Genomic DNA, 24,598 nt, shown 5'->3' on the forward strand with positions numbered 1-24,598 from the left:
AGATCACCCCATAAGCTTCAAACGCGGATCATCGCCATCAGGCTTACGAACACCCTGTTTGCGACGATCCCGCCGATCCTCTGCTTCATCAGCAGCAGCAAACTGTATTTTCAAACGTGCCCGGTCTTCCGGAGTAGCCCCGAATTTCGCGACACGCAAACGAAGTTCGCCAGCAAGCTTCGTATCACCAGACCAAAACTTGGCGTGAAGCAAAGCCGTATCCATAAGCTCAGACCAGTCCGTAGACGTGAACTCTTTCGACAACGGCGAATCAGCCCACATCTGCCACCACTCACGCGTGCGCGCAGGCCAATCAAAGGATTGATAAGTCATCTCCCCGTCAATTTCGATTTGCACATCAAAATCGGGAAGGTCAGGCTGATCCACCGACTCAGCAACAATTACCCGAAGGTTTCCATTGTTGCTACCTCGGCCACCTCGGCCCGTAGGAGCTGGCCCACGTCCTGCCATGTGAAACCACCTCCGAAGAAAAACTAGATAATGAAACTCTTGCCAGTCATGGCTATATACCGACCGGCAGTGTAACGCTCAATATTTCGGCCATCACGAATCTTTCGCCCCGGCCCCTCTTGAGCCTCAACGAACAAATGAACGCCATCGCCACCCTGCGAGACCTCCGCGAAGATCACGCGCTCAGGGATGGAAGCAATGAACTCAGGAACCCAAGAATCAGGAACGCCACCGGTCAAGCAATGATCCAAGTCGTAGCAGCCGATACCGTCACCAAGCACGAAGCCAAGACCAACGCCGGCTTTAGAAGCCAAAGCCTCTGAATAAGTGGACCAGGTTCGCGAATCCGTAGAAGAAGCAGCCTTGCCAGAAACCGTCAAAGGACGCTTGAGGGCACTACGACGAACCCAGCGCGCACGCGAGGTCAACTCTGCAGGAATCGAAGAACGCTTCAACTCTCGACGGTAGTAGGTGCCACATTTCTGCGAACAAAACTTAGCATCACGCCTCGGCATGTTCATTGGCCCATCGCAATACAGGCAAGACTTCTTTTCCATGCTTCAATTTTATCACGAGTTGTACGCGATAATCATTGATATTACGCGGAAGTATGAGGTTTCACCTAAACAAAGAACCCACAGAATTCGATCTAGCGAAACCGGGTTACAAATGATCCCCAAAAGCTCAAAACGCCCTCAAATCAAGCCCTAAAAGCCCCTAAGGCCAAAAACCCCAGACTCTCGCAGAACAAAATGAACAGCACCTCTACGGCGATCCGTGCGAGCCCCCGGGGAGGGGGATGGAGGCCTCCCCTTGTGGATAAGCCGCCCTAAGGTGTGGATAACTTCGGGTCATTCGGGTTGTGCTCGTCTGATCTTGCGTCGCGCTTCGATTGATTGCTGTTGTGTCTCGATTTTGTGGCAGTGTGTGCATGCTGCGCGTCCGTTGTCCACGTCGTATTGGGCTCCACCGCTTTTGACGTTGGTAATGTGGTCGGCTTCGGTGGCTCTGTGTGTGCATCCGGCATGTTTGATTTGGCATAAGCCTTTGTCGCGTTTGAGTACTGCTGTTCGCCATGCTCGGTGCTCTGCGCCTTGTGCGTGTGAGCGTCCTGTCCATCCATGCACTGTGTGCTCTGGGCAGTAGCGTGCGTGTGTGATCCTGTTTTCGCATCCGATGATGGAGCATTTGCGTGGTGCGCGTGGCATTGGATCACCGCTTGCTGAGTTGTTCCCGGCAGGTTGCACGCTCACCACGTAAGGAGTTGGTGGGCTTGTCTTGGACTGTGCTTCCTTGGCTCTGCGGTTGCGTGTCATCAGGGCGCTTGGCAGTGGCTTTGACCGGGGGCTTGTGGGGGCTGGGCTTGCACTGGGGGTGCGGGCTCAGTGTGGGGTTGGGGGGCTTGTTTTGTGTTGCCCCTGGGGGTGTAAGTATGTGATAGCACCTCGCCCTGCTCGCATAGAGGTTTGGCCAGGGGGTGCTATCAGGTCGGTGTGTGGAGCAGGTTGATCTCGGCTGTTTGAAGATTGAGCAGTTGCTCAGCCACAGCGTCTTGGATGCCTTGCACGTCTTGGCATGCTTGACTCCACATCGTGCGCTGGTCGGATTCGAACCGACGTTACTGTGAGGGGTGCCGTTTGCTTTTCAGCGGGCCTCGATCCCTGCTCCGATCACAGTGTGCTTGGCCTCTGCACTACAGCGCTGGCATCGCATCGACGGACTTTCACCGTTCGGGTAAGTGGCTCGGCTATCCGTCTAGCGGGTAGCAGCTCTATACGATGTCGCAGGTTATGCAGGATTCGAACCTGCAACTTCAGGATTAACAATCCCGCGCTCTGCCGTTGAGCTAATAACCTTGGAGCTGAGGAATGCACCCAGCGATAGGTGTCGCTCATTCCTCAACGTGGCAGCAGCAGGAGTTGCACCCGCCGTGGACTGATTTACAGTCAGCCCTGTCACTCCGACTCTTCTACTGCCTTGCCTGCCCTTGCCCGTTGCCAGACAAGTACGCAGGGGCTTTCGCCGTGCCGATGCCGTGATTTGAACACGGAACCTACCGCTTACGAAACGGTTGCTCTACCAATTGAGCTACAAGGGCATTGGGCAGATTGGCAGCTTGCCCAGGCTGAGTTTTACGCTGCTATGAGCTGTTTGAGTCTCTCCGCTTTCCAGCGGCGCATGTATTCGTTTTTGCGAGCTCGACAAGGCGCGCACTTGCAATTTCGCTTGCCAGATTCGCCGCCACCGTGTTCTACCGATTTTTCCTCAGCGCTCTTTTGAATGTGGCAGGGTTCGCAAAGCAATTGGCATTTGGCGAGCTCTGGAATCAGGACAAGGGGGCTTGCATCCCATCGCTCGGCGATAGTGAATTTCTTTGTTCGCGGGTCGATGTGATCGAATTGCAAATTCGTTTGGGAATCGCATTTGGCGCAATGCCCGCCGAGTAAGCGAATCATTGCTTTCATTCGGCTTTGATAGCGTCGTGCGCGATATGCCGAACGTCCTTCGGCTGTTTTCCAATCCATTTTGTCTCCTGAAACACGAAAACCCCGGCGCAGGAGTACGCCGAGGTTTTCTAACCCGAGGAGCTACCTCGGGATTCTTTGAAAGTTTATTGATGCCCGCTCTGCCGTTGAGCTACGAGGGCGTTAACGCAAGAAAGGCGGTCACTTTGGGGAGTGGCCGCCTTTCGGGCATAAAAAAATGAGCCACCTGATAAAGGTTGACTCAGTGTCTGGGTACAGTTGTACGCCGTTCTTGACACACTTTACATGATTTTTTCCTAAATTAAAATCTCCTATCTCCAACTTCTCGGCGCGCTTGTAGGACCTCATGCGGCCAGTAGGTTGGTTGTGGTTCTCGTTCGGCTGGCCTTAGTTTTCCGCGCCGTACCCAGTTTCGTATGTCCATGCTGGTTACGGTGATCTTTGCGTTTTCTCGCAGCCATTTTCGCAGGTCTTTTGTGACCATTGGTGGTGCTTGCTTTTCGATCCTTTCGCGGATCTCCTGATGATTGATGTGTTCTTCTTCCGGCCCGCTGATCAAGAGTTCGGCTTTGGTGTACCAGTCTTGGATTGTCCAGGCGATACCGGCTGCGAATTGGTCGTGTGCGTAATGCTCAGCCGACTGTGTGAGGGATGCGAGGTTGATCTTCAACTGCATCGCGTCGAGGTTGAGGGGTGCCGAACTCCCTGCGCTCTTGGAGCCATTGCCTCCTTCCACATTTCCTACTCGTACGTTGTCGAGTCGGGCGATGGTCGTATCAAGCTCAGGCAGGATCTCCCGGCACTTTTCAATCCATGCGTCAAGGTCACGGATGCATTGCGGGCACAGGTAGAGAATCGCATCCATGCCACAGTCGGCGGTTGTGCATTGGGTCATTCGTGTTTTTCCCGTCCGTCGAGTGAGTGGTGGGTGTAGAGGTTGATTCCGTTTTCGCGTTCCCAGTGCACTCCGCATGGGCAGTGGTCTGATGGGATTTCGTGGATGATGTGGTCATTGTTTGGGATTACATGAACTTCCTGTTCAATACCGCCGTCGTAGATCCATTCGACGATTGTCCAGTTTTTGGGTGGGTCTGGTTTGCGGAATAGGTTGATGAGTGGCGCGAGTAGTTGGCTAAACTTCATTTCCGTTCCCTGCGCTTTCGTTGCTGTAGTCGGCGGGTGTGGTTGGTTTGGTCGAGCCATCGGAAGTGAGCGTCGGTTGATTCAAACCCGGGTGTTGCTCGATGCCAGCTGGCGCGCAGTCGGCTTTCTTTGCGGATCGACCTTGCGATGGCTACCCGGTACGTGCGGCGGGTGAAGATCATTTGGCATCCTTCATGAATGTGATCCAGTGGGTATTCATGGCTTTTCCGGACATGTGCCCAACGAGTGGCTTTTGATCGGTTAGCGCCAAGATCTCGCGGACTTTGATCTGCGTTTCGTTCCATTTGAAGATCAACACGCCTGATGGTTGAAGTACGCGGAAGCATTCAGCGAACGCGGCGCGTAAATCGTCACGCCAAGTCTCTTTCGTAAGCCGTCCATACTTTGCAGCCAGCCATGAATTAGGGCCAGCGTTCACAAGGTGCGGCGGGTCGAATACGACAACCCGAAACGATTCATCCGGGAACGGAAGGTCACGAAAATCCGTATACGCATCCGGGTTGATATTGAGTGCACGCCCGTCACACAGCACATGTTCTTCGCTTCGAATGTCACCGAACAGCACACGTTCATCCTTGGGATCGAAGTAGAACATTCGGCTGCCTGATGCTGGGTCAAGAACTGGGGGCAAGGTCATTTGCTCGGCCCCACTAGTGCGTAGTCGATTTTGCGTTGCGTTTCTTCTAGCTCGATTGCTCGGGCGATCCCAAGTTCGAATGATTTGAAGATTCCGGATAGGCTCGCGCCGATCATGGCGAAAGATTTCCCCATCTGCCGGATCTGCCATGCGAGCGGGTTGAGTTCGCGACGGTGCTTGTCGGTCTGTTCGAGGGCGTTTTTCATGTAGAGGTTTGCCATGCGGGGTTGGTTCGTTTTGATCGAGTGGATCGCTTGGGTGATCAGTTCATCGGTAGTCATCGGGGTTGCCTCCTGTGATTTCGTGGATGCGGTCAATGGATTGCGCGGTGGATTCGGGTGCGCGGGTGTGCATTTGGTATCCGCGGATGCCGCTGATGGTGATTTTGGTTTGCTGGTCGATGCGCATGGGTCTGACGATCATGCCGTCATAAAAGCGCTCAAATTCGGTGTTGGTTTCGATCTGGATTTCAGCGCCTGGGCTTTCGGTGAAGAACATGATCTGTTCTCCGTCAGCCATTTCGACGGCTAATCCGATTCGCTTGATATAGCGCGGGTCATGTTTCATGATTTGCTGTCCGTCCAGGTGGCTTTGATTGTGGTTGCTGAGCGTCCTGCTTCGCGGAGGTCGCGTCGGTCGCCTTGTTGGTGGCTGAATGAGATTTCAGCGCCATCGGGAACGCCGGTTAGGAACTCTTGCATTTCGGTGGCGGTGAGCTTGCTTGTTACTGTTAGCGCCGCGGTGCGGGTGATGTTTGCCATTTGGGGTTATTGCCTTTCGGGTGAGCTGGTATGCAATCGCGTAATCGTTGAATGAGCGCCGGAAGGATTCGCGCATCATGCGTTCGGCGGTTAGTAGTTCGTCGATGATTGAGTAGATGTGGATCATCGACTGCCCTTGTACTTTGTTTCACAAGCTTTTGGGCTTGTCAGGTGCGGTTTTGAGTGGATAGATCTCCCATGTATCGCCCGAATGATCGCGAGCATGTCGGGCCATTCGCCTTGTGCGAGTAGTCCACCGTCGCGGTATCGAATGGTGAAGTAGCCGAGCGGGTCACGTCGGCAGAAGAATCGTGCGGTCACTTCCTCATCCCTCTCAGCTGGTGTGGTAAAGCGATGATTTCGCGGGTGACGATTCGTGTCTTGATTTCCGGTTTTCCGTTGCCGAATAACATCGCGAAGTTATCTACGATGATTTCCTCAGCCGTGATGACATTCGCCTCGTAGTCGATATGTAGACTGCCCCTGAGCGTGGTTCTTGGGTTTAGTCCGTTGAGGCAAGCAACCGCGTACTCAAGTTGCCTTTGCGCTTCATAGTCGATGGTTGCCATCGCGGTTTCCTCTTTCGTTTTTGGACATAAAAAAAGCCCCGGGGTGGGGCTAGATGGATTGCACGCTGATCGTTGCGCCTGGGTTGTCGCCGTGTGCGTATCGTTTGGCTGCGTAGGTTTCGATTACTTGGGAATCGTCGCGGTAGATCCCGGCAGCGGTTAGCCCGTCGAGGATTGCTCTTAGGGTCTTGTCTACGTCCGGTTTGGTGGTGTGGTGCTCTGGCGCTGATGGTTTCAGTGTTCCGGCATTGCGTCCGGTGCCGTAGTGGCCTTTGGGTCGTGGGAATCTGAATATCACTTCGACACGAACTGCGTCGGCGTATGGTGTGAATCCTTTCGGTTTAGCGCGGCGGGCTTGGTGTGTGACAAGTGTTCGCCAAGGTTTCAGCGCCTTCGATGACTCAACTAGATTCGTTTTGCCGATCAGCTTCCCGTTCTTCCTAACCGGCATCGCCGTTTTTGATCCTTGAGGGGCAGGGATACCGGCTACATGGAAAGTGATCATGCGGCGATCAGGCTTTCTACTGCGATCATTCCTAGGTCGCGTGAGACTGGCGGGGTGACGCTGTTCCCGGACTGCTTGACCTTTTCTCGATTGTTTCCAGTCATGATGTAGTCCTTCGGGAATGCCATGCCTGCCATGTATTCGTGCGGTGCGATCATCCTGAATTCGCATTCGTTGATGTCCGCTGCAGTCCATTCGGCCAGGCCATGATGAGTTCCCCCGGCTGTAATAGTGCCGAAAGGTTCGCTAGTCAGCTTCGTGCTATTCGCAACCTGCGCGGGCGCTGTGCCGCGTAGTGTCGTAATCATTGCAAAACGGTCTGTCGTGGTGATCGTTGGAATCGCTTTCGATACAGGGTGGGTAACCCCGTTGCCGTAGTACTCCATCATCATGTGTTCACCTGGTGGGGTAAGTAGGCTCCGCGTGTAGCTTGTGGTTTGTGTCGCGAAGGGCTGACGATCGACCGCTGAAATTATTGGTGCGCTACGTACAGCATCAAGCGCCATTCGTTGCGCACCGTATTTTTCCAAGCCGATCTTTATTCGCGCCATGGTCTTTTCGGCCAGTGGTCGCGGACGCTCGCCAATCTTCTGCCCACGAATTGACCAGTCGATTGCGGATGATGCTGGCAACCATGCCGGTTCGATGATTTCGTTTCGGCACTTGGCGTTTGGGCAGCGGTAGTTGTACTGGGCACGGTAGCGGCCCCAACGTTCGTTTGGCTTCTTGAAGACCTGCAATGCTCGCACTGTCTCGTCGCATGTTGGGCAGTAGGCCATTGGGCGTAGCCGGTCGAAGTCTGGTTTGCGGCTACCTTTCAGCCAGAACATGACGTACATGCGGTCACGTGATTGTGGGGCCGGCATACCGCCGAGCTGGGCGTGCATCGAATTCAGGTACACGATGTGGTGTTCGTAGCCGAGTGAATTCATTGCCATGAGCCAGGCATCGAACATGATCCATTTGGCTGCGTCTACGACGTTCTCTGTGATGATGATTTTGTACTTGTGCTGTTCTGCGAACCTGGGCACATCCCACATGGTTGCCCGTGATTTCTCGGCAGCTTCGTCGGCGATGGAATCACCGAAGATATCTGGCTGGTTTGTGATGCGGCGCTTGCCCTTGGCTACCGAGTGGTTGGTGCATTCTGGGGAGGCCCAGAGGATATCTGAGCTGGCGATGTAGCGTGGGTCGGTTACCTGAATGTCAGCTAGCACGTGATCCGTTGCTGGGTGGTTCAGGCTGTGCGTTTCGATTGCGCGTTCCCAGTGGTTCATCGCGGTCTTCACGGTCACGCCGGGGATTTCGAGTAGGCCGGTGGATGATCCTCCCGCGCCGCAAAACATGTCCGTGATTGTGATGCTCAATTTGTTGTCTCCTAGGTATAAGAAAAGCTGCTCAGTGTTGAGCGGCTTGCAGTGATTTGATTGCTTGCTTTACAGCTTCGACTCCCGCTGGATTCGCTGGCGTTGCCGGGGTCATCCGTTTGCCTAGCATGTTGTCGGGGCGTAGGCCGGTTTTTATGTCGGCCCAGCAGCATGGGCAGCTATGCGCTTCGAACGTTGAGTGTTCTTCGCACAATGGGCGAGGTGCGCTCTGGTAGCCCTTGCCAGCGGGTGCAGTGTCATCCCAGAACCGCGAGGGCTCGTGGATGAATCCCGGTGTCTGCTTGACGTATTCACCTCCACCGCTGGTTGCTGTGGCGTATGCAACTGCCGCTCTGATCGCATGGTTGAAATCGTGTGCGGGTAGTCCGTTTCCTTGGTTGGCGGTTTGCAGGATTTTCGAGATGCTTGCGATTGCCCATTCAGGTCTTGATGCATTGATGATCACTGCCAGCCGTTCGCCTTGTGAGCGTGTGAGTATCATTTTTGTCTCCAATAATCAGCAGCAATTTGTTGCGTCCGTCGCGTTAACTTACGCAACGATTTGCTGCTGACTTTCTTTGAATTGATGACCAAAAAACTTACTAAGCTATCGACGCTACGTAAGTAGTTAATGGTGTTGGTGTTGGTGTTGGTGTTGGTGCCACTTTTTGCTAGACGTTTGCTACGTGGCTTGCTACTAGTCCTGCTGTAGCACCTGCTAGACGTTTGCTAGGCTTGAGGGTTCTCGCACCAATAACACCCAGGCTTCACGATCCCTTGATTTGTATGGTTTTTCGTGTGCCCACCAAGCGCCCCAGCAACAGATTTGTTCGACTTGTGTTGCAGAATTTCCTTCTTCGATTTCTGGTGCTTCAAGTAGTCATGCATTGCGTAGTCTTCGCCCTTTTTATCTACCCAACCCACTTTGAGAAGCTGCTCTTTCACCTTCTGCGGGTATTCGTCGAACACCCATGAGTCCACGTGCCCATCGGTCATGAACTCGTTGCAATGCGCCCAAAGTTCCAGCAACGTCACACGTGCTTCAAAGTTGAGTCGCCGGAACTTTGGGTGTCGAAAGAGTTCGTTGGTGACCGCAATATATGGCCGCGTATCTCTGGACACTTAGAAGCTCCTATTGGTTTGGTAGGCGTATCGGCATGAGTAGGTATCGGCTAGTGCCGTCGCCTGGCTCGATAGTCGCTGGCTTCGCGCCTGCTGGCGAAAGCTTCACCTGATCCGTGTCGATGGATCGAAGAACGGTCAGGAGGAATCTTGGGTTGAATGCAAGAATGAACTCTTCGTAAGAGTCAGTTTCGATAGCTACTGACGCGGCGTTGTCGCCGCCGCCAGCGTCGAGCACGATCATCGAATCTTTGGCAGTGAGGCGCACAGGCGTGTTTCGTTCAGCTATAACGCTTACCGCGTCAACAGCGTCGATGAGTTCTTTGCGGTCGATGGTGTGGGTGTCGGTGCTCGCGTTGGTGAAGAGCGCCCGAACCTTCGGGTAGTCGCCACTGAGTAGGCTGATACTGCTTGTGTACGGGCCAGAGGTGACACCGATCCGCGATGGCTCGCCGCCGTCCATGCTGATGTGTAGGGTGGTTTCCCCTGCGATGGTTTTGGATATGTTTTTGAGCCAGTCCGTTGAGACGGTTGCGGAGATTTTCATTTCCGCGTTTGGTTCCCAGTTGGTGTAGTCGGTACCGATCTTGTACCGATCAGTAGCCATACCGTCGATCCGCTCCCCCAATTCAAGGTGGATGCTTTTCAACACCGGCAGGGCTTCGTCTGTTGAGGCGCATCCTTCGAGTGCGTGGATGAGTTTGGAGAACTCGTTGCCGTTGATGGTGCCGATATCTTCGGGGGTGCCGTTGAGGTTCTTCGGGTATTCGCTGGCGGGCATTATTGGCATTTCAAACTTCATTGAGCCTTGAGAAAGGTACGCACGGTCTGATTCGACGCGCACAGTCACCGGCTTCTTCGATTTGAACTTGTTGACGGCTAGTCCAAGCATCTGCCCATATAGAAGTGCTCGGCCAGGCTGCTCAACGTCTACTGTCACGGCAACTCTTGAATAGCGTAGGTAATCCGATCCGCTGGCGCGTAGCTCGTGCGGTTGAACTTCGAGCAGTACGGCGCTCATGATTGGCGAGGTGGGCCGGGAGGCGATTGCGGTTTGTGCGAAGCGTACGGCTTCTTTGAGGTCTGCGGGGTCGATAGAGAACTTCATGATCGTTTTCCTATTCGTGGTCGATGGTTGGAACGATGAGTGAGATTTCCAAGCCGGTTTTGGTTATGTCGTGGTCAATGGTGATGCTGAAATGTTTGCCGGATTCGCTTGTTCGTAGGTGGTGTCCGGCCATTTTGAGTTTGAAGATTGCGGATTGCCGTTGTGCTTCGGTGCGGAAGTAGATGCAGATGTGCAAGGGCACTTCTTGGTATTCGCGGCCTGGTAGGTTGTCGGCTTCGAGGATGGCGGCAAATTTTCGGAGTGCTTCGGCTTGCTGTTGTGGTGTGCTCATCGTCTGGTTCCTTTTAGGTAGATGGGGCGGCCTTGGTAGCCGATGCCGTTGCGGTCTCGCATGGTGCGTCCGATGGCTTGTTCGGCTACTGGGTCGCGGTAGAGTTCGCGCCCGGATTGTTTCTGTCGTGCTGCGCTGTGGCATAGGCAGGATCCAGAACGGCAGAACATGTGGGGTGCTCTGCCTTTGCAGAGCGAGCAGCATGGCGGGGTGTCTGTCATCATTTGGTCACCATGCGCACTTTTTGGTTGCGTCGATCCTTGTTTCGAGTTGCGGCCAGCTTGTCTTGGAATGCTTTGGCGCTCCGAAGGTTTTCTTCGTGGGAGGGCCGCGGCGTGATGACTTTCCTCTTGGTTGGCACGCTAGTTCGCCTCCAAGATGTGTTCGTTGATGAGGTCTGGCCGGAAGCTGAACCAGTCGGCGATGAGCACGTTGTGTTCGTCGTAGACCGTCACGTAAGGCATTTCGGCGGGTGAGTTGAGTTCGTCTGCTCTTGCCCGGATCGCGTCGGCTAGGAGCTCGTTGCCTTTCTCTGATGCGTTGATGGTTGCGTATGGGATTTTTGCGTCATCGAGTTTGCGTTTGGTGATCCGGCATTTCTGGCAGGAGGCCGTGGTGTGTACGGTGATTGCGCGCAAAATAAGTTCCTTTGGGGATGGGTTGGGGCTGGCATCCGTGATGGATGCCAGCCCCGTTTTGGGTACTAAAAAAGCCAGTACGTTATGCACTGGCTTGGAGTGTTATTTCTTTAGCATCCTCGGCGTGAATGGCGTGTTGCCGAGAAGCGTTCGGATTGCGTAAACCGGCAAAACGAGCTGCCAGAATGTCAAGCCGATTTCAGGGAACCATGCGGCGAAAAACCACCACACAATAAGGGTTCGGAATGCCACGCCGAAGAAAGCGGCGAAAATCTTGGCGAACCACTTTTCGGGCTCCCAATGCGGTTGAACAATTTCTGCTTTGATGTAGTTCTCAGACATGCTTTCCTTCTTTCGGGATTGTGGAGTTACTGCTTGCCGGTCTGCAATTCAAACTCAGGCACGATCGTTTCCGGCTTGAAGATGACCTTGTAGTGATAAACGCTCACGTCGATAGGCTCCAGTTGTTCAACGAAGTACGAGACGTTATCGCTCAGACCAAGAATGTGCTTTTTATACTGGTCATCACCCAGCCGGCAAGTCACTTCAAGTTGCTCGTTCGCATCCTTGATCGAGCAACGGCCTTCGATGCTCAGGAGGTACTTGTCAGTGATTCCGTTGAACATGACGATTCGTCGATTCACTTCGAAGTGGTCAGCGTCTTTACTGAGGTTGTACGAAGCAGTTTCCGCGTTGGTGCATCCGGCGAGGGTGAGCGCGCCGATTGCGAGTGCGGACATTGCGATGATGCTTTTCTTCTTCATGGTTGCCTTTCGGGCGTGAGGTGGAGGTGAGGTTGTTTAGCGGAGTCCGTGGCGCTTGCGGAAAGCGTCGTACTCGGCATCCTGCTTAGCAACGGCCTGATCGAATTGTTTCTTCGCCGCTACTGCTAAGACGCTGGCGATGATTGCCCACAGGATGAAAAGGCCTGCGATGACTGCGCCGATTACGAGGATGATTTGGATGATGTCCATGATGTTTTTGCCTTTCGGGCATAAGGAAAGCCGATCTGTTTAGACCGGCTTGGTTTTGAATACTTGCTGTTAGAACGGCGGTTCATTTGCGCCTGGGTTGCCCCAACCGCCACCGTTGTTCTGTTGTGGTTGCGACTGACCACCTCCTGTGCTCCACGGGTCATTGTTTGGCGCGTTCCAGCCTCCACCTTGCTGTGGCTGCTGTTGCGTGTTGTTGCCCCAGCCGGGTCCTGGCTGATGAGTGTTCGCGCTCGTTTGATTAGTCGCGCCGGCACTACGACCACTTGGAGGGGTAAGGATTTGGACACCCCACGCGGTCACGTCTAAGCTCACGCCCGGCCCGTTCTTGCCCTCGTACTGGCGCATGTAGAATTCGCCAGTGATCTTGACGCGAACGCCCTTAGATAGTTTGTCGCCAAGGAATTCGGCGAGGCTCCCCCACACCGTGACGTTTAGCCACTGCTCGGCAACTTTTTCCCAATCGTCACCCTTCTTCTTGGACTTCGAATCAGCCATGCGAAAGTTCAACACAGGCGAACCACTTGGCGTATACCTGATTTCTGAATCCGCGCCAAGGTTGCCTGTTGCAACTATTTCAGCCATTAGTTTGCTCCAAACCGGGCTGACTGCCCTTGGATAGATTGCAGTACATCGCCAGTCGCTCCGGCGGCTTGCGCTTCCCCGTAGAGTGCGCGTAGCTCGTCAACTGAGCTGGCACTGTTCGCCCGGTTCAACCAATGGTCGGGGTCGTTGGCTTCGCTGGCCTCAGTGGGTGCCGTAGCCGAATGCTGGCGTGGTGCCACGTTTTGAGGTTCCGCAAATCCGAACTTCACCCATAAGTCCTCAAGAGTAAAGTTCTCAATGGGGCGACGCTCCCCCAAAGGAATGTCATGCCGAAGAGATCTAGCGCCCGTAACCTCGGCACGACCGCGAGCTAGGAACTCAACAATCACCCCCACATCGAACGGCAAGGTCTTGTGCCCCTGGGGCTTCCAAGTTTTTTCCTTGGTTGGTTTGCCGTTCACGATTACTGTCACTTCGTTGAGCCTCGCGGTAAGAACCACCGGCCCGTTGTGAGCGCGCAAAGCTTCGATTACGCGCTTCCATTTATTGCCAGCTTTGTTCCACAGCTCCATCGTGATTTGCCCGGTGTTGAACTGTCGAGCATCCGCTACTCGCTGCGCTTCCTCTGTGAGAAGTTCCCAGATCATTGAAGCGGAGTCGATGACAATCATGTTCGGTCGAGCCGGGTTGGACGGTTCAGCAACAGCCGCTTGCACTGCGCCGAGAATGCTCTTGTAGCTTCCATCATGAACAACGATTTCAAATCGAGCGCCCGGCAGTTGACCGTATTCGTCGGGATCATCCTCGCCAATGCTGATCCAGAAAGTTCGGTCGATCAGTTGAGATGAGGACGCTACAGCACATGAATAAGATTTTCCGGCCTTTTCGATGCCCGCAATAAGCATGATCGGCCAAGGCGGTTTGCCTGTTGGTTGGCGTGTCTGAATAGCCATTTAGCCCTCCACTGTTTCTAGAATTTTTGCTTCGGTGAATGGTCGCGGATCCAGAGGTTCGCGCCGCTGATGCCCCGGCCAGATTCCTGACTCATGGCATTGCTGCCAAAGGTCGGTGGCTCTCCTGTTCATCCCGCGGCCTAGTCCTCGGAAATACTCGGTGATTGAATAGACTGCGACGCGGTAGGGTGCCGACGATTCGCACACAATGAATTTGAATGCGTGCTTTTCGCCGGTCACTGATTCCACAATGTCGGCGTAGAACGGATCTTGCTGGTAGTACCCGTAGTTTTCGACGGACTTCAAAAAGCCTTCGCGTGAAGCGTCTTTGTCTGATTTCAAATCCGCGAGGAAACCATTGCCCCAAATGTCGGGGCGGCATCGAGCCGGCACGCCGTTGAGTTCACCGAATACTGATGCCTCAATCTGCGCCGCGCTCTCGATGATTTGGCGCGCTTCATAATCAGCCATGACCGATTCGCGCATTTCCTTGATGACGGTCAGTTCATGAGCGAGCATCGGGATATTTCCAGCCGAGATAACTTCGTCGCGTTCCTCTTGCGCTGCCTTGGTTCGGTAGTTTTCATAGTCGAGTTCGACCACCGCACCGAATGTGCTTTCGAGCGTGTACGAATGGAAAACTGTGCCCATGTCGAACACCTTTTTGTGTTCTTGGCCCTTGTCGAGGTTGTGGCGCAACAATGCGGGGCCACCATCTTGAACGATGGTTTTCGCCATTGTCGAACTGATTACGTCCTTGTGCGAGTGGTAATCAGCATTCGTCATATCCAAGTAGATTCCGGGTTCCATTTTTACCGGTTCCTGGCTGACTACTACTGGCACAGGCTGCGACTTCACTGCAACCTTTGCTGGCTTCGGTTCGGTGAACGTCTTGGATACGACTGCGGGTGGTGTCTCCGGTTTTGGAGTTGCCACCCGAGCCCCTGTCTTGATAACCATTACGCTAGTTCTCCGTCTACTAGTCGGAACTCGTGGTCTTCGGAATCAGACACGAATTCAACAAATGCTTGGAAGTTGTTCTCTTCGCACATGGACTGGAGCACCTGCAATGAGCGCTCATCCATGACGTTGCCGTTGCGGATAACCATCGTGCGCACTTCTGGGTCGGTGGCGATAATCATTGCCGCGCTGACAATGATCTGCTCAGCGCCGGATGCCCGCGAGAACGGCACGCCTTGGTACAGCACGCCTTCTTCATCGAAAGACAGTCCTTCGACGGGCATTTCTGCAGTTGCGAGTCCATCGGCTTTACGCTTCTGCACTTCCTTAATCTGCGCATCGAATGAAGCCCATTCGCTGAGCAATTTGTCCTTGCGTGCAACTTGTTCACGAGCCGAGTTGTTTGCTCGGATAGCCGAGTTGGAAGCCTCGGCATTGTTGATCTGCGCTTGGAGAGATTCAAGCTCCACGCGGTCAGGGGCGGCTTTCAATACTTCGCCAGCCGTCTTCAAGCTTTCCTTTGCTTTGATCAATTGGCGCTCAAGAACCGTCACGTATTCGGTAGCGGCTTCCACACCATCAAGTGCAGCATCGAGCTGTGCATTGGATTCCTGTCCGGCGCGGTACTGGATGATCAATTCATTCAGACTGACTTCATCGGTTGGAATGTTCGCGTCCACATCGAAGTCACCGATCACCTTGGCCTGCTGTCCGGCCAATAGTCGCTTAGCTTCCAGAGCCTTGATTTCAGAATCAAGTTCAGCAGGAACAAACGGCAATTCCACGATACTCAGCAACGTTTCAAGCTGCTTCTTCTCGCCAGCCATGATGAACGATGCAGCATCAACACCGAGAACGCTCAACGCCTGGTCAAGGTCACGCTGCCCTAGCTTGTCACCATTAGCTTTCTTGCCCGTAAGCGTGGGGCCGGACGGGGTGAACTTCTGGTGGAGCTGTGTGCCGTCGGTCAGCTTGATCTTGATATCTGCTCGCCCTGCACCGTCTCGGATCGGGCGCTTGATGAACTTCGCATTGAACTTGCAGAACCCGGTCTCGATAGCATCTAGGATGCTGGTCTTACCTGCCGCGTTCTTCCCGAATAGCAGGATGACGCTGTTGGTTGGTTCGATCTTCACTGCGCTGATGCGTTGGAAGTTGGTGATTTCGAGCGATTCGATGGTGCTCAATTTTTGTTCTCCTTGGTTTCGGGTGGTTGTTTTCCGAAGATTGCCCAGAGTAGGCGTTCTTCGGGTGTCAGGTTTTCTGGCATAAGAAAAGCCGAATCGTCTGATTCGGCTTGGTCGGTGATCGGGGCGCAACAACCGCAGTTCTGGTCGCAGTGTCTCTGGTAGGGGTGCGGATAACTGCTCATCTCTTTTGCCTAGCTAGATGCTCAGCGACAGAACGCAACAGTTCAATGTATGTTTGCCGTTCCACCTTGTACATGTACTTCTTCCGTTTACGTGGGATACGGCCATTGGTGGATCTGATCTTGAAAGCCTTGCGAGCGGTCATCTTGAGCCACCGATCATGCTTTCGAGTCAGATTGTCAATCCATGGATTGTTGCTCATAACCCGCATCCTTTGCTGGTGTCTTGGTGTGTGGCGAGTCGGTCTAACGCGAGCGCCATGAACGCGGCCTCAAACTGTTCACCACACGCAACGCATTTGCTAGTGACCGGGATGAATGGTGCAGTCTCAAAACTGCGTGATTTACCGGAGTTAGGCATTAGGGGCCTCCTTGTACTGGTTAGCGCGGGCACGGATTATCCGTATGATGTTTCGACCTGCGATGATCTGGCCGTTTTCGTGAGCGTGCCCAGGAATATCCGCTTCGAGAACATGCGCCACATCGGTCAGTGCTTCTCGTTTCGCTTCGGCGCGGATCTTGGCGATGGCACGGTCAAATTCCTTGAACGCTTCATCCTTGACTGCCCACCATTCTTCTGTTGTTCGGCCATTGCCAGGGTCTTTTGATAAGGCGTAATTCAAGCGGCTACTATCTAGGATCTCCCCATACTCCCCGCCGTGGTATGCCGCTTCATACTTCTCATTAGCGCCCATTGGTCTAACCTCTTCCGTGTTGCATTGCGTTTATATAGACGGCGTGCGCTTGATCTTCCGGCAGTGGCTCAAGGATGTAGAGCCGTTCATATCGTTCGGAGCAGAACGCGCATTCTTTGAATACAACTGGCACGTCCCAACCGCTCGGGTCTTCACCGGGAAATATTGTGGACTGATAGTAAACGTCGCCGGACTTTATACGCCCAGCGCGGTCACATGTCATGCAGCGGTGCGCCTTACGTGCAATAACCCGCCGCCCAACACTAGGCACCAGGCACCTCCGGGCGTTCGATGTGGATGGTCACCTTGTCGGCCATAGACCATGCGCGGTCGGTCGCCATTTCGAATCCGACGAGCACGTGACCTTCTGGAATTTCCCCGACTTCGATCTCTCCGCCCTCCCATGCGAGCATCCGCATCTTGGCTGGCAAGGACTCCACACGGTTCACTACCGGCTGGGCGACGGCGAGGTAGTTATCGACTGACTGCACGTCTGTCTGTTCTTTCAGCCCATCGACTGCACGCTTGGCCACTTCTGCGAGGTCGTGCCATGAATGCATGACATGCGGTTCTGGTTCACCCTTTAGCGCATTCGCGGTATCGGTCAGAATCCGTGCTAGGCGCGTATTGATTTCATGCAACTCTTCTGCCGTGCCCTCCGCTTCAAGGTACGCGGTCAGGACTTTCCGTGTCGCGGTTTCCCACGGCTTACGCGTGGATGCCTTTAGCGACTTCCAATCAAAGCCGAGAACATCCGCGGCGGACTTGTGGGCTGTGATGGTCAGGAACAGCTCTTTGCACGCGAGTTCAAAAGCGTCCGGGTTTAGCAGATTGTTATTCATCGTTGGTTCCTTGTCTCCCAAATACGAATGATTTCCTCGGCACATTTACCCTGATCCGTGTGCACTGATGCAGTCGCAACGTTAAACATGTCCTCGGACATACCGAAGAACCTGTCGAAGTGCTGATCCTTTTGCTCTACGATCCGAGATGTTGCCGAACAATCCCGGCAACTTTCGGCACTCGCGTCCGGGTTTAGCGGGGTGTTCATGATTTCCTCATTTCGCGGGCTTTACGGGCAACAGCGAGCCATTTGCGTAAAGATGTATCACTCATGTGCTCAATTGACCGGTAAGGCGGATTGCCTACTACTAGCACCGCAGAGTTCGCGAGTTCCAGCGCTTCGGCTTCCAGTTCGGCTTGTTCCTTGGCTTCGGCGGTAGCGCGCTGTTGCTTCTCGATATAGGTGGACAACTCGTAAGCGGTATCCGATAGGTGCTCAGAAGTTCCAAGCCGTGCGGACGGAATCGACCGCGCTTCCACCCCCGCCGCTTCGAGGATTGCGAGGGCCAGGGCGGGGATGGTTGCTGGGTGAATGTCCAGTGAAGCGAAAGATTCACCTTCAGTGCAGATTATGAATCGCACAAGGTCTTCATTGGTTCTGACGATGTGCAGTTCCAGTAAGCTTTTCGCGCTCTTGAACGTCTTGCTAGTCATTACTTGTCTCCTTGGTTGGTGCGTGCCATACGGTCTAACGCTGCGTCGGCCAGCTTGCGGGTTTTGCAGGGGTAGGCGGTGTGGCATGTTCTGCATGCCTTCATCCGTCCTAAGATTCCCCAATCTTCAAGATGAGTTGGGTGCAGTTCTTGGATCTGCTCCAACGCGGTGCGCATGACCGGGATGCGGTGTAGACCGTTCTCACTCATGGGTTTTTCCTTCCACATTCTGGGGCTCGGCATTCCCACGAACCACAGTTAGCCTGGTATGGCTGCACCTCGTGTTCACAGTCGCCGTACTCGTCAAAGTGTTCTTCGTCAGCGTCGTTATGCATCAGCTCAATAGATGACACGATTAGCGGACCGTTGCCGTAAACATCGAGGTACTGGGTTGCCATGTACTCGCCGTCAGTAGCCCACGCAGTTAGGTCTTGTCCACGTCCGGGGCGAGTCTCTGCCTCGAATGCGACGTGCCAGCGGCCTAGGTCTTGCCCGCAGATGTTCTGGGCTCGTGAGTCAGCTTCCGACAGTGCCTTGACCTGTTTCTCGGTCATCTGCTCCTGCTGCTCAAACCAGAGGTTACTCATTCGACTCACCGTCCAGTGCGCGGTGTTCGTTTGGGTAGGGCGAGTTCTGGAAATGTGCGCGGTCATATGTGGAGTCATATTTGCCGTCCCGGTCGTAGCCCCAAACGTCAAACCCCGCATCACAGAAAACATGCTCAGACACGGTCATCACCGTCCAGGGCGCGGAGAATTTCGCCGGACAACGTGCGAATATTCGGCATGTTCATCTGAGCCACTTCTGCCTGAGACTCCAAAGCCAACTCCCGCACTCTTGCTACGGACGCCTCGGCCTTGCGCTTGCTCTCGCCGAGTTCGGTCACGCGATCCCAGACAACATCCCAGTCACCGTCACCGTCCTCTCCGATAATGTCTTGCGAATCGGTAGCTTCGACAACCCAGTCGGAATGCTTCGCTAGTACCTGAGCCAGGGTCTTGCACGCATCGGAAAAGTTCTTGCGTTCCTGCTCAGCCTGTTCGAGGCGGGATTTGTACGACTCGCCCCATTGGTTCATAGGTTCGTCCTCGATCAGGCTTGATAGTTCGTCGTAGCTGAATTCATCCAGTCGATCCGACAACATGCTCAAGAGTGCTTTTAGTTCGCGGTCACGCTGGGTGTGGAAGTCCAACGCCTGTTCCGCCGCCTCCACACGCTCAATCAGGGCGAGGACGGTTGATGGTTGGAACGTGGCGATGTGGGTTGCGTCCGCTTTATCCTGTGCCGGATCACGGCTATCAGTAATCATCGCCTGGCACACGCTCCCCGGGTCGCTCTCGCTAACCTGCGCGATCCCCCCGTACCAAGGCAACTTCTCTTCTAGCCAGACCCACCAGTAGCCGGGCTCTTCGCCAGGTTCAAATGGAATCCAGTTACCCGGTGTTGCTGCTTCCGCGATCTTGCGCAGCTCGGTTAGGTCTTTCACGCCGCGCTCCTTTCAATTAGTGCCCAAACCATGAATGCTACGAAACACAGCCCGGCGAGGATGAAGTCAAACTTTAGGTAATCCATGCGCCAACCAGGCTGAGAATCGACCAGATGAACAAGGCGGATGCTACGGCGATACCTTCCAGCCAGTAACCGGTGGGGGTTTCGTTATCCACGAGCAGACTCCTTACTAGGAGCCCAAAGAATCAGCCGGCCACCATTACGCGACCGAGTACGCGAACGGTTATAACCAACCTCAACCAACTTGAACTCAGAAACAGCGCGCCCCATAGCAGCGCCATACCAATTCGAATGCCTCGGCTCACTACTCAAACGCTTACGAATGTCATCGTTAGTGAACGGACTAGCCTCGCCCACAAGCTCGCCAACCGCGTTCAGGAAAGCTTCAAAGAAATCTTCTTTCGAAGACTCGAAAAGCATCGGAACCGGTAAACCCTTCCCGCTAACCATTGAGGGTCTTCTTAGACTTCATGGCCCTAAGCTCAGCCTTCACATGAGCGCGAGCGCGACGCTTAGCGTTCTCAACGCACCGCCCAAAAAGACGGTGACGAAAAACCCAATCCTTAGCCATGTAGTTATCGGCGACATACATTCGCATGCCAGCATCGACAATATAGAGAACGAACTCTTCATGATGCCGAGTCGGCTTGACGCTCACGCGGGCAGTCCGAAGACCACCAACGAACACCCAATCAAGGACTGGTTCGGGCGGGGCTAGAATAGACATGTTGTGTTTTCCTTTCGAGGGATGCAAAAGGCCACCAGTTCGCACCTGGTGGCCTTACTTTTTGATTAGAATAGGTCGCTACGTTTAGCCGGTGGCCTCGGGCGAAATGCGGGCACTTGCGGCTCCGGCGAATGTTTCTCGCCAAGCGCCACACCCTTATTCCAGCCTTCAACGGTGATCTGCCCGTTCTTTTCGAGCAGTGCCAGAAAATAGCCAGCCATGATCGGATCAACAAGACGTGCGGGCGGGGCAATAGGTTCGGTGCTCATGCAGCCATCAACCTTCTCTCTACTGACTTATGGTGATCGCACTCTTTCGGATTCATCGCATGCGCTACAGCTGTTTCGCCGGTAATATCGCTGTACTCCTTCTCATAAGCGAGCGCCAAGAACTCGGCGGCTTCAACCGCTTTATCAGCGCGATCATTGAACGCACGCTCAAGCCGGCGTGCAGTTTTCTTCATCTCCGAGAAGGTTGCCTGAACGGCGTTGATCGCGTTATAACGGGCAAGCTCCGTGAGGAAGTCCGGCTTCGGGTTGTTTTTGGGCATGACAAATAGTCCTTTACTTTCCGCAAACAACACGGAAGGGAGGGTTCGAAAGATACTGCGGGATGTTTGCCCAGAATCGGGCGGGATGCCTAGTTAGGCGAAGGTGCTGCTGGTTATGCGCTTGGTTCGTCCGGCAGTGCGTTGAACCAGTTGTCTAGTTCTTTCGCTCCGATTACTGGCCGACTGGTTGGGTACTTGGCGTTTAGATCACCGCGCTTGATTGCTGCGCGGATGGTATCCGTTGATACGTCATATGCTTTGGCAGCTGACTGGATGGTAAACGCTTGCTTGGTTTCGGCGCTCATGCTGCGTTCACCTGAATCATTTCTCGGGTGAGGATTGCGTAGAGGCTAATCCCGGTTAGGCCTGAAATTTTCATCAGGTCGTTCATGGTGAACTTGTCGGAGGCCAGTCGCTTGCGCCAAGTTGCGTAAGAGATCCCGAGTGCGTCGTGCGCTTCGGTCTGGCTAACACCGGCAAGCTTGATTGCTTCAAGGATGCTTGCGCCCAGCTCGGTGGGCTTCTGTGTTGCGGTCATATGTACAGCGTATGCGGTCATACGACGGCATGTCAACTCAAAAATAAAAGAAATAGCTTCGCTTGTAAGTTGCATACTCACGTTTGACGGCATAAAGTGGTCATATGCCTATTAACGAAGAATCGTATTGGGCAGCCATCTCCACCGCTATCAAGATGGAGATGACCGCCAATGAACTCACGCAGGCGAAGCTTGCAGAGTCAGTTGGGATAAGTAGAGACGCCTTAGGCAACTACCTATCTGGTAAAAGAGAAATGCCCTTCAAGACGTTCATGCGCATCGCAGATGCACTGGGAACGACCATGGGGGACATTATCTCAACGGCTGATCGTCGGATGAAATAAGCTCATTCACCGAAACGCCCAGGGGAATCACATGACGGATCAGATCTTGAACCGTCAGCGTGGTTCCCCTTCTCGTTTGCACTTTAGCCAATTTCTCGTCGATGCTCTGAGGCACTACTTCTTCTCCAATTGTTCGAAAGTATGTTCGATTGAGAGGTTGCACTTAGCCTACATGCCCCATGCGACACTTTGAAGTTCAATCTTTTGTAACGTGCGCTAGCTTGGGCTACGTTACGCTCACACGAAATAAAAGATCGGGGGTACTTCTGGGGGTACTTGGCACCCTTTTGGTTAAACAAAAATAGCCCCGGAATCCGCTAGATTCCGGGGCTAGATCGCTGTAGCGGCGCCGGGGCTCGATCCCGGGACCTCACGATTATGAGTCGTGCGCTCTAACCAGCTGAGCTACGCCGCCACAAGTGGGAAACCATCCTGTAGAAGCCAAGATGACTTCCCACTCAGAGCCCCCTGCCGGAATCGATCCGGCGACCTCGTTCTTACCAAGAACGCGCTCTACCACTGAGCTAAGGGGGCAACGAGTAAATACTCTACACGGATTTCTCAGCAAAGAAAAATCGCAGTCCACGTCGAATCAAAATCCATCAAATCACCTATATAGCCAAGTCAGAAGCGGATACGAATTTCGAACTGGTGCTTCGTTTCTGAACTTCAAAGAAAACTTGGCCAGTGACGCTACTCACGAAGTTAGTCAACACTTCACTACTTGTTTAGGAACGTGATGGCCATTGATTCAAATGCAAACGTCAATGGATTGAAAGTCGAACTTTGCTACAAATACTTTCCTCTACTTCGCGAGAATCCATGAATCCGCGACACCGAGCTCGAGGCGCAGAACGCCTAATGAGATCCGATTTTGTGACTTCTGGCACTCACCCTAGGGCGATTTTGAAAACCCTTTGAATGTGTGTAAAGTATTTATCTGTTGCCCCCTTAGCTCAGTGGTAGAGCGCGTTCTTGGTAAGAACGAGGTCGCCGGATCGATTCCGGCAGGGGGCTCAGATAAGAGGGAGAGAATCTTTGATAGATTCTCTCCCTCTTGCTTTATTTAACATCCCTTTCGACCAGACCCAGAACCGGCGAAACTTTCGAAGTTCCGTAATCCACAGGTCGAAAATTTACCTCTAAAACGTCTGTAACGCACTATAAAATGGAGTTATGTACGAAGACGGATGCGACGATCGCGATAACTTCGAAAACGAGGCTCCTAAGTGGCCGCCAGACAATGGACTTCACGAAGGCTGTGAAGCCTTGGTGGGGAAAGTTAACGACAATCTGGGCCAGCTCATCGCTCATGGCGGCAGGTCCGCATACTCAGCAGCACTGAATGAGTTGGAACGCACCAAAGCTAGTTTCTGCGCAGCTCAGATAAAGATGGCTTACCTTTTCGAAAAAGAAGTCGTTCGCGACCATGAGGAACGCGGCGTCTTCATAGATGAAAGCGAACGTGGTGCCGCTTCTGCGGTGGCAATGAGCCGTCGTCAGCCACCGACAGGTGCCCGAAGCTACATGAAATCTTGTCGGATACTGGTAGAAGATATGCCGAATCTTTTACTAGCTCTTGATCTAGGTGATCTCTCGGAGCGACAGATATTCGCCGCTACGTCCCCTTTGCAAGAAGTTAATGCTGAACATCGCAGGGAGTTCGACCAGCTGTTTCGCACCCATCCGGAAATGTTTGAAGGGCTCGGCGTCAAGGCAATCGGCGACACAGTTCGCAAGTTCACCGAACGTTTTGAAAGCACCACGAAGGCGTTCCAGGCTGAAGATGAAGCGTCGAAGCGATACTCACGATTTCGCAAGAGCGGAAATTGTGTCATGCTCAGCGCTAAACTCCCGCTCGCAGAAGGCACCGCCTTATGTAAGTCAATCAAGCAGCGGGTCAACGAACTGCGTCGTAGCGGAGACCCACGAACAAAAGATCAGCTGATGGCTGACATGTTGATTTGCAGTCAGATTGAGGGTTTCCCTCCCAAGCTCCCCTTGTTCGTTGATATTAAACTGATCATGACGGATAAGAGTTTGCTCATGGGCGATCGCGAACCGGCAAATCTACCCGGGTACGGGATCATTCCTTCCCAATATGCGCGCGAACTAGTGGCGGGGGCGCAGATACGGGTCAACGATTACTTCCATGAGTATCCGGAACACGACGACCTAGCGTTACGAATCTTCACCTTCCCTGAAATCCAGCGGTTGTATACAGCCCCTGGAAATCAAGATTTAATTGCCATGGATTCCAAAGCACGCGAGTTCCCGGACGCAATGAAGGAATTCATCAAGATCCGAGATGTTCATTGTCGGACACCATATTGCGATGGAATCATAGAAAACGTTGACCACGTGATGCAGCATTATCTTGGTGGTCCGACAAATGTAAAAAATGCTGACGGTCGGTGTCAATGGTGCAATCTTGCCAAGGAACAACCGGGATGGTTTGAGATTGTGGTGCACGAACAACCGCACTCGATGCGAATCAATCCCGGAGATGGCGCTATTTATCAGTCTTTGGCACCACCAGCAACGGGAGTAGTACGAGACGTGATCCCTCCGATTCTTCCGTATGGATATCGGTGGCAACGTGAATAGTTCTCGGAGAACCTAGATTCTCTACCTGCCCAGGGGACATCTCCCACTGTTTCATCACCGTGCCTACCCTGAATCAGACTTGCGACGACAACACTGATCAAACTAATGGTCAGGGTATCCCCCTGCCCAAACGTTGTGAGGCGCTGTGTGTGGCCTCTGCACGCGTTAGAGCGAGGAGGCTAGGCCCAGAGT

Annotated in this window: 40 protein-coding genes and 7 tRNA genes; 3 read left to right on the forward strand and 44 right to left on the reverse strand. The window is 53.6% G+C overall.

Annotation, left to right across the window (positions count from 1 at the left end; all coding sequences use genetic code 11):
- Nucleotides 1-3: 3 nt before the first annotated feature.
- From IEX04_RS08385 to IEX04_RS08590, 42 genes are all read right to left on the reverse strand, one after another.
- Nucleotides 4-471, reverse strand: a complete 468-nt coding sequence (locus IEX04_RS08385; RefSeq protein ID WP_446685351.1) for a phage terminase small subunit — start codon at nucleotides 469-471, stop codon at nucleotides 4-6.
- A 23-nt stretch (nucleotides 472-494) separates the two neighbouring features.
- Entirely contained in the window at nucleotides 495-1,028 is a 534-nt protein-coding gene (locus IEX04_RS08390) for a DNA primase (protein WP_188685057.1), read from the reverse strand.
- A 294-nt stretch (nucleotides 1,029-1,322) separates the two neighbouring features.
- Complete coding sequence (locus tag IEX04_RS19130; protein ID WP_194446439.1) at nucleotides 1,323-1,787, reverse strand: HNH endonuclease; 465 nt, start codon at nucleotides 1,785-1,787, stop codon at nucleotides 1,323-1,325.
- Between the two features lie 276 nt (nucleotides 1,788-2,063).
- A tRNA-OTHER gene (locus IEX04_RS08400) sits at nucleotides 2,064-2,174 on the reverse strand.
- Between the two features lie 81 nt (nucleotides 2,175-2,255).
- Nucleotides 2,256-2,327: transfer RNA gene (locus tag IEX04_RS08405), tRNA-Asn, on the reverse strand.
- Nucleotides 2,328-2,375: 48 nt separating this feature from the next.
- Nucleotides 2,376-2,448: transfer RNA gene (locus IEX04_RS08410), tRNA-OTHER, on the reverse strand.
- Nucleotides 2,449-2,496: 48 nt separating this feature from the next.
- A tRNA-Thr gene (locus tag IEX04_RS08415) sits at nucleotides 2,497-2,569 on the reverse strand.
- Between the two features lie 34 nt (nucleotides 2,570-2,603).
- Nucleotides 2,604-2,996: a hypothetical protein gene (locus IEX04_RS08420; RefSeq protein ID WP_188685061.1), complete on the reverse strand. Its 393-nt coding sequence runs from the start codon at nucleotides 2,994-2,996 to the stop codon at nucleotides 2,604-2,606.
- 262 nt (nucleotides 2,997-3,258) lie between these two features.
- Complete coding sequence (locus tag IEX04_RS08425) at nucleotides 3,259-3,852, reverse strand: hypothetical protein (protein WP_188685063.1); 594 nt, start codon at nucleotides 3,850-3,852, stop codon at nucleotides 3,259-3,261.
- Complete coding sequence (locus IEX04_RS08430; RefSeq protein WP_188685280.1) at nucleotides 3,849-4,100, reverse strand: hypothetical protein; 252 nt, start codon at nucleotides 4,098-4,100, stop codon at nucleotides 3,849-3,851. The genes IEX04_RS08425 and IEX04_RS08430 overlap by 4 nt, the downstream gene beginning before the upstream one ends.
- A 178-nt stretch (nucleotides 4,101-4,278) precedes the next feature.
- Nucleotides 4,279-4,716 carry a class I SAM-dependent methyltransferase gene (locus IEX04_RS08435; protein ID WP_229677071.1) on the reverse strand — a complete coding sequence of 146 codons (438 nt, stop codon included), beginning with the start codon at nucleotides 4,714-4,716 and terminating at the stop codon, nucleotides 4,279-4,281.
- Between the two features lie 38 nt (nucleotides 4,717-4,754).
- Nucleotides 4,755-5,039, reverse strand: coding sequence for a hypothetical protein (locus IEX04_RS08440; RefSeq protein ID WP_188685067.1), 285 nt, complete (start codon nucleotides 5,037-5,039; stop codon nucleotides 4,755-4,757).
- Nucleotides 5,026-5,325, reverse strand: a complete 300-nt coding sequence (locus tag IEX04_RS08445) for a hypothetical protein (RefSeq protein WP_188685069.1) — start codon at nucleotides 5,323-5,325, stop codon at nucleotides 5,026-5,028. The genes IEX04_RS08440 and IEX04_RS08445 overlap by 14 nt, the downstream gene beginning before the upstream one ends.
- The gene (locus IEX04_RS08450; RefSeq protein WP_188685070.1) at nucleotides 5,322-5,519 is read right to left on the reverse strand and encodes a hypothetical protein; all 198 of its coding nucleotides are present in this window, start codon (nucleotides 5,517-5,519) and stop codon (nucleotides 5,322-5,324) included. Before IEX04_RS08450 ends, IEX04_RS08445 begins: the two co-directional genes overlap by 4 nt.
- Nucleotides 5,520-5,836: 317 nt before the next feature.
- Nucleotides 5,837-6,088 carry a hypothetical protein gene (locus IEX04_RS08455; RefSeq protein WP_188685072.1) on the reverse strand — a complete coding sequence of 84 codons (252 nt, stop codon included), beginning with the start codon at nucleotides 6,086-6,088 and terminating at the stop codon, nucleotides 5,837-5,839.
- A 49-nt stretch (nucleotides 6,089-6,137) separates the two neighbouring features.
- On the reverse strand, nucleotides 6,138-6,539 hold the full coding sequence (locus tag IEX04_RS08460) for a RusA family crossover junction endodeoxyribonuclease (RefSeq protein ID WP_188685074.1): 402 nt from the start codon (nucleotides 6,537-6,539) through the stop codon (nucleotides 6,138-6,140).
- Nucleotides 6,540-6,589: 50 nt separating this feature from the next.
- Nucleotides 6,590-7,960, reverse strand: coding sequence for a DNA cytosine methyltransferase (locus tag IEX04_RS08465; RefSeq protein ID WP_229677072.1), 1,371 nt, complete (start codon nucleotides 7,958-7,960; stop codon nucleotides 6,590-6,592).
- Between the two features lie 31 nt (nucleotides 7,961-7,991).
- Nucleotides 7,992-8,462 carry a hypothetical protein gene (locus IEX04_RS08470; protein WP_188685076.1) on the reverse strand — a complete coding sequence of 157 codons (471 nt, stop codon included), beginning with the start codon at nucleotides 8,460-8,462 and terminating at the stop codon, nucleotides 7,992-7,994.
- A 227-nt stretch (nucleotides 8,463-8,689) separates the two neighbouring features.
- On the reverse strand, nucleotides 8,690-9,082 hold the full coding sequence (locus IEX04_RS08475) for a hypothetical protein (protein WP_188685078.1): 393 nt from the start codon (nucleotides 9,080-9,082) through the stop codon (nucleotides 8,690-8,692).
- A gap of 10 nt (nucleotides 9,083-9,092) precedes the next feature.
- Nucleotides 9,093-10,190 carry a DNA polymerase III subunit beta gene (dnaN, locus tag IEX04_RS08480; protein ID WP_188685080.1) on the reverse strand — a complete coding sequence of 366 codons (1,098 nt, stop codon included), beginning with the start codon at nucleotides 10,188-10,190 and terminating at the stop codon, nucleotides 9,093-9,095.
- A 10-nt stretch (nucleotides 10,191-10,200) separates the two neighbouring features.
- Nucleotides 10,201-10,482, reverse strand: a complete 282-nt coding sequence (locus tag IEX04_RS08485) for a hypothetical protein (RefSeq protein WP_188685083.1) — start codon at nucleotides 10,480-10,482, stop codon at nucleotides 10,201-10,203.
- Between the two features lie 362 nt (nucleotides 10,483-10,844).
- Entirely contained in the window at nucleotides 10,845-11,120 is a 276-nt protein-coding gene (locus IEX04_RS08490; protein WP_188685085.1) for a thioredoxin domain-containing protein, read from the reverse strand.
- 102 nt (nucleotides 11,121-11,222) lie between these two features.
- Nucleotides 11,223-11,462 carry a hypothetical protein gene (locus IEX04_RS08495; RefSeq protein WP_188685087.1) on the reverse strand — a complete coding sequence of 80 codons (240 nt, stop codon included), beginning with the start codon at nucleotides 11,460-11,462 and terminating at the stop codon, nucleotides 11,223-11,225.
- A gap of 26 nt (nucleotides 11,463-11,488) precedes the next feature.
- Entirely contained in the window at nucleotides 11,489-11,884 is a 396-nt protein-coding gene (locus tag IEX04_RS08500; protein ID WP_188685089.1) for a beta-sandwich lipoprotein, read from the reverse strand.
- 36 nt (nucleotides 11,885-11,920) lie between these two features.
- Nucleotides 11,921-12,094, reverse strand: a complete 174-nt coding sequence (locus IEX04_RS08505) for a hypothetical protein (RefSeq protein ID WP_170947932.1) — start codon at nucleotides 12,092-12,094, stop codon at nucleotides 11,921-11,923.
- A gap of 69 nt (nucleotides 12,095-12,163) precedes the next feature.
- Entirely contained in the window at nucleotides 12,164-12,697 is a 534-nt protein-coding gene (locus IEX04_RS08510; protein ID WP_188685090.1) for a single-stranded DNA-binding protein, read from the reverse strand.
- Entirely contained in the window at nucleotides 12,697-13,611 is a 915-nt protein-coding gene (locus IEX04_RS08515; RefSeq protein WP_188685093.1) for an AAA family ATPase, read from the reverse strand. The genes IEX04_RS08510 and IEX04_RS08515 overlap by 1 nt, the downstream gene beginning before the upstream one ends.
- Complete coding sequence (locus IEX04_RS08520) at nucleotides 13,612-14,547, reverse strand: PD-(D/E)XK nuclease-like domain-containing protein (RefSeq protein ID WP_194446440.1); 936 nt, start codon at nucleotides 14,545-14,547, stop codon at nucleotides 13,612-13,614.
- A gap of 23 nt (nucleotides 14,548-14,570) precedes the next feature.
- A complete protein-coding gene (locus IEX04_RS08525; protein ID WP_188685097.1) occupies nucleotides 14,571-15,758 on the reverse strand; it encodes an AAA family ATPase in 1,188 nt (395 codons plus the stop codon).
- 181 nt (nucleotides 15,759-15,939) lie between these two features.
- On the reverse strand, nucleotides 15,940-16,143 hold the full coding sequence (locus tag IEX04_RS08530; protein ID WP_188685099.1) for a hypothetical protein: 204 nt from the start codon (nucleotides 16,141-16,143) through the stop codon (nucleotides 15,940-15,942).
- Between the two features lie 150 nt (nucleotides 16,144-16,293).
- Nucleotides 16,294-16,635: a hypothetical protein gene (locus tag IEX04_RS08535; protein ID WP_188685101.1), complete on the reverse strand. Its 342-nt coding sequence runs from the start codon at nucleotides 16,633-16,635 to the stop codon at nucleotides 16,294-16,296.
- A gap of 263 nt (nucleotides 16,636-16,898) precedes the next feature.
- Nucleotides 16,899-17,477, reverse strand: coding sequence for a hypothetical protein (locus IEX04_RS08540; RefSeq protein ID WP_188685102.1), 579 nt, complete (start codon nucleotides 17,475-17,477; stop codon nucleotides 16,899-16,901).
- A 205-nt stretch (nucleotides 17,478-17,682) separates the two neighbouring features.
- Nucleotides 17,683-18,132, reverse strand: coding sequence for a hypothetical protein (locus IEX04_RS08545; protein WP_188685104.1), 450 nt, complete (start codon nucleotides 18,130-18,132; stop codon nucleotides 17,683-17,685).
- Nucleotides 18,132-18,341: a hypothetical protein gene (locus IEX04_RS08550; RefSeq protein ID WP_188685106.1), complete on the reverse strand. Its 210-nt coding sequence runs from the start codon at nucleotides 18,339-18,341 to the stop codon at nucleotides 18,132-18,134. Before IEX04_RS08550 ends, IEX04_RS08545 begins: the two co-directional genes overlap by 1 nt.
- On the reverse strand, nucleotides 18,338-18,718 hold the full coding sequence (locus IEX04_RS08555) for a hypothetical protein (protein ID WP_188685108.1): 381 nt from the start codon (nucleotides 18,716-18,718) through the stop codon (nucleotides 18,338-18,340). Before IEX04_RS08555 ends, IEX04_RS08550 begins: the two co-directional genes overlap by 4 nt.
- Nucleotides 18,711-18,860, reverse strand: a complete 150-nt coding sequence (locus tag IEX04_RS08560) for a hypothetical protein (protein ID WP_188685110.1) — start codon at nucleotides 18,858-18,860, stop codon at nucleotides 18,711-18,713. The genes IEX04_RS08555 and IEX04_RS08560 overlap by 8 nt, the downstream gene beginning before the upstream one ends.
- Nucleotides 18,853-19,617 carry an ead/Ea22-like family protein gene (locus tag IEX04_RS08565; protein ID WP_188685112.1) on the reverse strand — a complete coding sequence of 255 codons (765 nt, stop codon included), beginning with the start codon at nucleotides 19,615-19,617 and terminating at the stop codon, nucleotides 18,853-18,855. Before IEX04_RS08565 ends, IEX04_RS08560 begins: the two co-directional genes overlap by 8 nt.
- A gap of 465 nt (nucleotides 19,618-20,082) precedes the next feature.
- A complete protein-coding gene (locus IEX04_RS08570) occupies nucleotides 20,083-20,367 on the reverse strand; it encodes a hypothetical protein (RefSeq protein ID WP_188685113.1) in 285 nt (94 codons plus the stop codon).
- A 65-nt stretch (nucleotides 20,368-20,432) separates the two neighbouring features.
- Nucleotides 20,433-20,636, reverse strand: a complete 204-nt coding sequence (locus tag IEX04_RS08575; protein WP_188685115.1) for a hypothetical protein — start codon at nucleotides 20,634-20,636, stop codon at nucleotides 20,433-20,435.
- Nucleotides 20,633-20,917, reverse strand: coding sequence for a hypothetical protein (locus IEX04_RS08580; RefSeq protein WP_188685116.1), 285 nt, complete (start codon nucleotides 20,915-20,917; stop codon nucleotides 20,633-20,635). The genes IEX04_RS08575 and IEX04_RS08580 overlap by 4 nt, the downstream gene beginning before the upstream one ends.
- Nucleotides 20,918-21,030: 113 nt before the next feature.
- On the reverse strand, nucleotides 21,031-21,222 hold the full coding sequence (locus IEX04_RS08585; RefSeq protein ID WP_188685118.1) for a hypothetical protein: 192 nt from the start codon (nucleotides 21,220-21,222) through the stop codon (nucleotides 21,031-21,033).
- Nucleotides 21,219-21,455, reverse strand: coding sequence for a hypothetical protein (locus tag IEX04_RS08590; RefSeq protein ID WP_194446441.1), 237 nt, complete (start codon nucleotides 21,453-21,455; stop codon nucleotides 21,219-21,221). Before IEX04_RS08590 ends, IEX04_RS08585 begins: the two co-directional genes overlap by 4 nt.
- Before the next feature lie 104 nt (nucleotides 21,456-21,559).
- Between IEX04_RS08590 and IEX04_RS08595 the strand changes: the two genes are divergently transcribed.
- On the forward strand, nucleotides 21,560-21,799 hold the full coding sequence (locus IEX04_RS08595; RefSeq protein WP_188685122.1) for a helix-turn-helix domain-containing protein: 240 nt from the start codon (nucleotides 21,560-21,562) through the stop codon (nucleotides 21,797-21,799).
- A gap of 341 nt (nucleotides 21,800-22,140) precedes the next feature.
- Here IEX04_RS08595 and IEX04_RS08600 read toward each other — a convergent pair.
- Together IEX04_RS08600 and IEX04_RS08605 are read right to left on the reverse strand one after the other, a co-directional pair.
- Nucleotides 22,141-22,214: transfer RNA gene (locus tag IEX04_RS08600), tRNA-Met, on the reverse strand.
- Between the two features lie 47 nt (nucleotides 22,215-22,261).
- Nucleotides 22,262-22,333 (reverse strand) — tRNA-Thr (locus IEX04_RS08605).
- Nucleotides 22,334-22,744: 411 nt separating this feature from the next.
- Between IEX04_RS08605 and IEX04_RS08610 the strand changes: the two genes are divergently transcribed.
- Both IEX04_RS08610 and IEX04_RS08615 read left to right on the forward strand, forming a co-directional pair.
- Nucleotides 22,745-22,816: transfer RNA gene (locus IEX04_RS08610), tRNA-Thr, on the forward strand.
- Between the two features lie 159 nt (nucleotides 22,817-22,975).
- Nucleotides 22,976-24,406, forward strand: coding sequence for an HNH endonuclease (locus tag IEX04_RS08615; RefSeq protein ID WP_188685124.1), 1,431 nt, complete (start codon nucleotides 22,976-22,978; stop codon nucleotides 24,404-24,406).
- The last annotated feature ends 192 nt before the right edge of the window (nucleotides 24,407-24,598 follow it).

It is taken from the genome of Glutamicibacter ardleyensis (genome assembly GCF_014644555.1).
GTDB lineage: Bacteria > Actinomycetota > Actinomycetes > Actinomycetales > Micrococcaceae > Glutamicibacter > Glutamicibacter bergerei.

What these genes read in the sequence shown, in the direction of transcription:
- IEX04_RS08385 (WP_446685351.1), bottom strand. Translation starts at nt 471, where the DNA reads ATGGCAGGACGTGGGCCAGCTCCTACGGGCCGAGGTGGCCGAGGTAGC.
- IEX04_RS08390 (WP_188685057.1), bottom strand. Translation starts at nt 1,028, where the DNA reads ATGGAAAAGAAGTCTTGCCTGTATTGCGATGGGCCAATGAACATGCCG.
- IEX04_RS19130 (WP_194446439.1), bottom strand. Translation starts at nt 1,787, where the DNA reads ATGACACGCAACCGCAGAGCCAAGGAAGCACAGTCCAAGACAAGCCCA.
- IEX04_RS08420 (WP_188685061.1), bottom strand. Translation starts at nt 2,996, where the DNA reads ATGGATTGGAAAACAGCCGAAGGACGTTCGGCATATCGCGCACGACGC.
- IEX04_RS08425 (WP_188685063.1), bottom strand. Translation starts at nt 3,852, where the DNA reads ATGACCCAATGCACAACCGCCGACTGTGGCATGGATGCGATTCTCTAC.
- IEX04_RS08430 (WP_188685280.1), bottom strand. Translation starts at nt 4,100, where the DNA reads ATGAAGTTTAGCCAACTACTCGCGCCACTCATCAACCTATTCCGCAAA.
- IEX04_RS08435 (WP_229677071.1), bottom strand. Translation starts at nt 4,716, where the DNA reads ATGTTCTACTTCGATCCCAAGGATGAACGTGTGCTGTTCGGTGACATT.
- IEX04_RS08440 (WP_188685067.1), bottom strand. Translation starts at nt 5,039, where the DNA reads ATGACTACCGATGAACTGATCACCCAAGCGATCCACTCGATCAAAACG.
- IEX04_RS08445 (WP_188685069.1), bottom strand. Translation starts at nt 5,325, where the DNA reads ATGAAACATGACCCGCGCTATATCAAGCGAATCGGATTAGCCGTCGAA.
- IEX04_RS08450 (WP_188685070.1), bottom strand. Translation starts at nt 5,519, where the DNA reads ATGGCAAACATCACCCGCACCGCGGCGCTAACAGTAACAAGCAAGCTC.
- IEX04_RS08455 (WP_188685072.1), bottom strand. Translation starts at nt 6,088, where the DNA reads ATGGCAACCATCGACTATGAAGCGCAAAGGCAACTTGAGTACGCGGTT.
- IEX04_RS08460 (WP_188685074.1), bottom strand. Translation starts at nt 6,539, where the DNA reads ATGCCGGTTAGGAAGAACGGGAAGCTGATCGGCAAAACGAATCTAGTT.
- IEX04_RS08470 (WP_188685076.1), bottom strand. Translation starts at nt 8,462, where the DNA reads ATGATACTCACACGCTCACAAGGCGAACGGCTGGCAGTGATCATCAAT.
- dnaN (WP_188685080.1), bottom strand. Translation starts at nt 10,190, where the DNA reads ATGAAGTTCTCTATCGACCCCGCAGACCTCAAAGAAGCCGTACGCTTC.
- IEX04_RS08485 (WP_188685083.1), bottom strand. Translation starts at nt 10,482, where the DNA reads ATGAGCACACCACAACAGCAAGCCGAAGCACTCCGAAAATTTGCCGCC.
- IEX04_RS08495 (WP_188685087.1), bottom strand. Translation starts at nt 11,462, where the DNA reads ATGTCTGAGAACTACATCAAAGCAGAAATTGTTCAACCGCATTGGGAG.
- IEX04_RS08500 (WP_188685089.1), bottom strand. Translation starts at nt 11,884, where the DNA reads ATGAAGAAGAAAAGCATCATCGCAATGTCCGCACTCGCAATCGGCGCG.
- IEX04_RS08505 (WP_170947932.1), bottom strand. Translation starts at nt 12,094, where the DNA reads ATGGACATCATCCAAATCATCCTCGTAATCGGCGCAGTCATCGCAGGC.
- IEX04_RS08510 (WP_188685090.1), bottom strand. Translation starts at nt 12,697, where the DNA reads ATGGCTGAAATAGTTGCAACAGGCAACCTTGGCGCGGATTCAGAAATC.
- IEX04_RS08515 (WP_188685093.1), bottom strand. Translation starts at nt 13,611, where the DNA reads ATGGCTATTCAGACACGCCAACCAACAGGCAAACCGCCTTGGCCGATC.
- IEX04_RS08530 (WP_188685099.1), bottom strand. Translation starts at nt 16,143, where the DNA reads ATGAGCAACAATCCATGGATTGACAATCTGACTCGAAAGCATGATCGG.
- IEX04_RS08535 (WP_188685101.1), bottom strand. Translation starts at nt 16,635, where the DNA reads ATGGGCGCTAATGAGAAGTATGAAGCGGCATACCACGGCGGGGAGTAT.
- IEX04_RS08540 (WP_188685102.1), bottom strand. Translation starts at nt 17,477, where the DNA reads ATGAATAACAATCTGCTAAACCCGGACGCTTTTGAACTCGCGTGCAAA.
- IEX04_RS08545 (WP_188685104.1), bottom strand. Translation starts at nt 18,132, where the DNA reads ATGACTAGCAAGACGTTCAAGAGCGCGAAAAGCTTACTGGAACTGCAC.
- IEX04_RS08550 (WP_188685106.1), bottom strand. Translation starts at nt 18,341, where the DNA reads ATGAGTGAGAACGGTCTACACCGCATCCCGGTCATGCGCACCGCGTTG.
- IEX04_RS08555 (WP_188685108.1), bottom strand. Translation starts at nt 18,718, where the DNA reads ATGAGTAACCTCTGGTTTGAGCAGCAGGAGCAGATGACCGAGAAACAG.
- IEX04_RS08570 (WP_188685113.1), bottom strand. Translation starts at nt 20,367, where the DNA reads ATGTCTATTCTAGCCCCGCCCGAACCAGTCCTTGATTGGGTGTTCGTT.
- IEX04_RS08575 (WP_188685115.1), bottom strand. Translation starts at nt 20,636, where the DNA reads ATGAGCACCGAACCTATTGCCCCGCCCGCACGTCTTGTTGATCCGATC.
- IEX04_RS08580 (WP_188685116.1), bottom strand. Translation starts at nt 20,917, where the DNA reads ATGCCCAAAAACAACCCGAAGCCGGACTTCCTCACGGAGCTTGCCCGT.
- IEX04_RS08585 (WP_188685118.1), bottom strand. Translation starts at nt 21,222, where the DNA reads ATGAGCGCCGAAACCAAGCAAGCGTTTACCATCCAGTCAGCTGCCAAA.
- IEX04_RS08590 (WP_194446441.1), bottom strand. Translation starts at nt 21,455, where the DNA reads ATGACCGCAACACAGAAGCCCACCGAGCTGGGCGCAAGCATCCTTGAA.
- IEX04_RS08595 (WP_188685122.1), top strand. Translation starts at nt 21,560, where the DNA reads ATGCCTATTAACGAAGAATCGTATTGGGCAGCCATCTCCACCGCTATC.
- IEX04_RS08615 (WP_188685124.1), top strand. Translation starts at nt 22,976, where the DNA reads ATGTACGAAGACGGATGCGACGATCGCGATAACTTCGAAAACGAGGCT.